Source organism: Hymenobacter terrigena (genome assembly GCF_054776515.1).
The window spans coordinates 1-552 of the sequence record NZ_BAAHBU010000022.1; the positions used below are offsets into that span (position 1 = coordinate 1).

Here is a 552-nt window from a genome sequence, read left to right on the forward strand (position 1 = left end):
CGCATCAGCCCCGTCACCGCGGCCATCGTGCCCGAAGGGCCGATCCGTTCCTCCCACAGCTGGGCGGCGCGGGCGATCGGGTCGAACGGTAAGGGCCGGTTCATGTCCTGGGAAGCTACCAGCGGGTTTTCGGCAGACTGGGCAGGGTAGTGCCGAAACTCGTGGCTCAACTCGAAAGGGAGCGGCGATGCTTGTCGCATTCAGTGTCAGCCCGGCCGGTGGCGATCCGGACGGCGGGGTGAGCGAGGCGGTCGCCCGTGCGGTCAGGGTGGTGCGGGATTCCGGGCTGCCGAACTCGACCAATGCGATGTTCACCAACGTCGAGGGTGAGTGGGACGAGGTGATGGACGTCGTCAAGCGTGCCGTGGAGGCCGCGGGGGAGGGTGCGGCGCGGGTGTCGCTGGTGCTCAAGGCCGACATCCGCCCCGGTTACCAGGGGCAGCTGGCCGCGATCGAAAAGGCGATCCGCGACTCGGACCTGGGCGTGAACCCGAGCAACGACGGCAGCATCATCCGGGTCGTCATCCCGCAGCTGACCGAGGAACGGCGTCG

At 68.3% G+C, this 552-nt stretch carries 1 protein-coding gene; it reads left to right on the forward strand.

Translation table 11 applies throughout. The features are described 5' to 3' along the window. Positions 1-187 precede the first annotated feature (187 nt). A partial coding sequence (locus ACYU7Q_RS21890) for a thiamine-binding protein (RefSeq protein WP_460611583.1) occupies positions 188-552 on the forward strand: 365 nt, incomplete at its 3' end.